This window comes from Aeromonas sp. (genome assembly GCF_050633025.1).
GTDB lineage: Bacteria > Pseudomonadota > Gammaproteobacteria > Enterobacterales > Aeromonadaceae > Aeromonas.
Window position 1 is genome coordinate 1 of record NZ_JBODRQ010000213.1, and the last position, 3675, is coordinate 3675.

Annotated in this window: 3 protein-coding genes and 2 tRNA genes; all 5 read left to right on the forward strand. The window is 59.3% G+C overall.

The features are described 5' to 3' along the window. Nucleotides 1-1251: 5'-nucleotidase C-terminal domain-containing protein (locus tag ACRAUW_RS17360; RefSeq protein ID WP_431363271.1), on the forward strand; the 1251-nt coding region annotated here is incomplete at its 5' end. 193 nt (nt 1252-1444) lie between these two features. After that, nucleotides 1445-2035 carry an aminoacyl-tRNA hydrolase gene (pth, locus tag ACRAUW_RS17365; RefSeq protein ID WP_431363272.1) on the forward strand — a complete coding sequence of 197 codons (591 nt, stop codon included), beginning with the start codon at nt 1445-1447 and terminating at the stop codon, nt 2033-2035. 61 nt (nt 2036-2096) lie between these two features. Next, entirely contained in the window at nt 2097-3188 is a 1092-nt protein-coding gene (ychF, locus tag ACRAUW_RS17370) for a redox-regulated ATPase YchF (RefSeq protein ID WP_431363273.1), read from the forward strand. A 234-nt stretch (nt 3189-3422) separates the two neighbouring features. Beyond that, nucleotides 3423-3499: transfer RNA gene (locus ACRAUW_RS17375), tRNA-Met, on the forward strand. 8 nt (nt 3500-3507) lie between these two features. Beyond that, a tRNA-Gln gene (locus ACRAUW_RS17380) sits at nt 3508-3582 on the forward strand. Nucleotides 3583-3675: the final 93 nt, after the last annotated feature.

The following is a 3675-nucleotide window of genomic DNA, read 5'->3' on the forward strand; positions in this document are numbered from 1 at the left end:
ACCCACATCGGCAACGAGCGGGATCTGGCGCTAGCCGCCAAGGTAAACGGCCTCGATGCCATCGTCGGCGGCCACTCCCACAGCTTGCTCGGCGATTTTCGCAATATCGGCTGGGGAAAGACCGGCGATTACGCCAAGCTGGTGACCAATCCGGATGGCATCGGCAAAACCTGCGTGGTGCAGGCAGGCTCCTACGCCCAGGCCATCGGTCTGGCACAGGTGACCTTTGACAGCCAGGGTCAGGTGACCGACTGCCAGGGCCACAATAGCCTGCTGGCCAGCCGCGACTTCTTCGCCGATGCGGCGCGCAAGCAAGCGCTCGACGACACCCGCAGCAAAGAGGCGAGCCAGTTTGTCGACAACCAGCCCAATCTGGTGATCGTGGATGAAGATCCGCGCCTGCGCGGCATCATCGACAGCCACTACAAACCGGCGCTGGAGAAGGCCTACGGGCCAGTGATCGGCACTATTCCCGAGCAGTTGCAAAATGCCCGTCGCCCTGGCGACAACGGCAGCGACAGCCACGGCTCAGATGTGGCGCCGCTGGTTGCCGAAGGGGAGTTCTACTGGGCCAATACCCCAGCAGTACAAACCCTGACCGGCGGCCCGGTCGATTTTTCTCTGGTGGCGGTGGGCGGCGTGCGCGCCGACCTGCCTGCTGGCGAATGGCGTGAGGGGGACAGCGCCCTCACCCTGCTGCCGTTCAAGAACCAGCTCGCCGTGCTGACCCTGACTGGCGCCGAGGTGCGCGCCCTGTTGACCGAGACCATCACCGCCACCCTGCCCGCCAGCGCCCATGCCGGCAAGTTCCCCTATGGCGGCCACCTGCGCTACACCTTCCAGGAGACCGACGCAGGCAAGGCGGGCACCCTGACCCAACTTCAACACAAGACGGCGAGCGGCGAGTGGCAGGATCTGGTGGATAATCAGCGCTATCGCGTGGTGATGAACGCCTACAGCGCCAACGGCAACGACGGCTGGCAGGCGCTGGCCAATGCCCAGCGTCACCAGAGCGAGCGGGTCGATATCGCCAGCGTCAATGGCAAGCTGACCGCCTTCCCGGTGCTGAAAGTGGCACAAGACGGCGAACTGCTGAGCGCCGTCTATGCCCCGGGCCAGGCCCTCGATTGCAAGGCCAGCGGCGTGGATTGCGGCACCGATGCAGCCTCCTTCATAGAGTATGTGCGCGATGCCCGCCCCACCCTGACCGCACTGGATGAAGAGACCGTCACCCTGCTGCGTGCCAAATAACCGGATCATCAGCAAATCGACAGAGAACGGGCCTCTCGCAAGGGGCCCGTTTGTCATCCATTAGCCGCCAAAATCGCTCAAATCCCGCCATAACATGCGCATTGGTTGAGTGATCGCCACTCGGCGGCTAGAATATTGCGTCCTATTGCCCTGGGTAGTGTGCCCATGGCAGCTGCGAGTGAAGACATCAAGCGTGACAAGCGAAATCAAACTGATCGTCGGACTGGGCAATCCCGGCCCGGAATACGCCAAAACCCGCCACAATGCGGGCGCCTGGTATGTGGAGCAACTGGCCCGCTGGCACAATGTCAGCCTGCGCGAAGAGCCCAAGTTCTTCGGCCATACTGCCCGCATGCTGATTGATGGGCGGGATGTGCGACTGCTCATCCCGAACACCTACATGAACCTCTCAGGCAAGGCGGTCGCCGCTCTGGCGCGTTTTTATCAGATTGAGCCGGAAGCGATTCTGGTGGCCCATGATGAACTGGATCTGCCCCCTGGCATCGCCAAGTTCAAGCAGGGTGGTGGTCACGGTGGCCATAACGGCCTCAAGGACATCATCGCCAAGATGGGCAACAACAATAACTTCTTCCGGCTGCGCCTCGGGATCGGCCATCCCGGCAGCAAAGAGCTGGTCGCCAGCTTCGTGCTGACCAAGGCGCCCAGCAGTGAACAGAACCTGATCGAAGCCGCCCTGGACGAGTCCCTGCGCGCCACCGACATCCTGTTCAAACAAGATATGACCAAGGCCATGAACCGACTGCACAGCTTCAAGGCCGAATAAAGCATGACACGGGCCGCCTGCGGGCGAGCCTCACAGCATCCATCAAGTAAGGTAACAATCCATGGGTTTTAAATGCGGTATCGTGGGCCTGCCCAATGTAGGCAAATCCACCCTGTTCAACGCGCTGACCAAGGCCGGTATCGAAGCCGCCAACTTCCCGTTCTGCACCATCGAGCCGAACACAGGTGTGGTGCCGATGCCGGATCCCCGCCTCGATCAGCTGGCGGCCATCATCAATCCGCAGCGAGTTGTGCCGACCACCATGGAATTTGTGGACATCGCCGGTCTGGTTGCCGGTGCCTCCAAGGGTGAAGGTCTGGGTAACCAGTTCCTGGCCAACATCCGTGAAACCGAAGCGATCGGCCACGTAGTGCGCTGCTTCGACGACGAGAACATCATTCACGTGGCCGGCAAGGTCTCTCCTGCTGACGATATCGAGGTGATCAACACCGAGCTGGCCCTGTCAGATCTGGACGCCTGCGAGCGTGCCATTCACCGTCAGTCCAAGCGCGCCAAAGGCGGCGACAAGGATGCCAAGCTGGAAGTGGAAGTGCTGGAGAAGATCCGCGTCGCGCTGGAAAACGGTCAGATGATCCGCGGCATGAAGCTGGATAAAGAAGAGCTGGCCGCCGTGAGCTACCTCAACTTCCTCACCCTGAAACCCACCATGTACATCGCCAACGTGGCGGAAGATGGCTTCGAGAACAACCCCTATCTGGACAAGGTGCGCGAGATTGCTGCTGCCGAGAACGCGGTTGTCGTGGTCGTCTGCTGCGCCATCGAAGCTGACATCGCCGAGCTGGACGATGCCGATCGCATCGAATTCATGGCTGATCTTGGCATCGAGGAGCCGGGCCTGAACCGCGTTATCCGCTCCGGCTACCAGTTGCTGAACCTGCAGACCTACTTCACCGCCGGCGTGAAAGAGGTACGAGCCTGGACTATTCCGGTCGGCGCCACCGCCCCGCAAGCGGCAGGCAAGATCCACACCGACTTTGAAAAAGGCTTTATTCGCGCCCAAACCATCGCCTTTGAAGACTTTATCAACTACAAGGGTGAACAGGGCGCCAAGGAAGCGGGCAAGATGCGCGCAGAAGGGAAGGATTACATCGTCAAAGATGGCGATATCATGAACTTCCTGTTTAACGTGTAACCCCATGACAAGCCAGCATTTGCTGGCTTGCTTTTTATCGGGCAAAGTTAGCTATCTGCCGACCATGCTTTAAAAAAAACCAGATTGTCGGGCTTTTGCGCGACAGAGGACAATATCTGGTCAAACGCACTCAAATTGCGTTTTTCTGGCAAAAAAAGGGTTGACGCCCCAGAGCCAGATACGCATAATTCGGCCCGCACGGTGACGAGGTAACGACTCACCGGAAGCAAGGTTGGCTATGTAGCTCAGTTGGTTAGAGCATCGCACTCATAATGCGGGGGTCACAGGTTCGAATCCCGTCATAGCCACCATCCTTAGTTGGGGCATCGCCAAGCGGTAAGGCAGCGGGTTTTGATCTCGCCATACCTAGGTTCGAATCCTAGTGCCCCAGCCATTTTTAAAGGTGTTTGATAGTTTCTCTCAGACATCACTGTTGGGGCATCGCCAAGCGGTAAGGCAGCGGGTTTTGATCTCGCCATACCTAGGT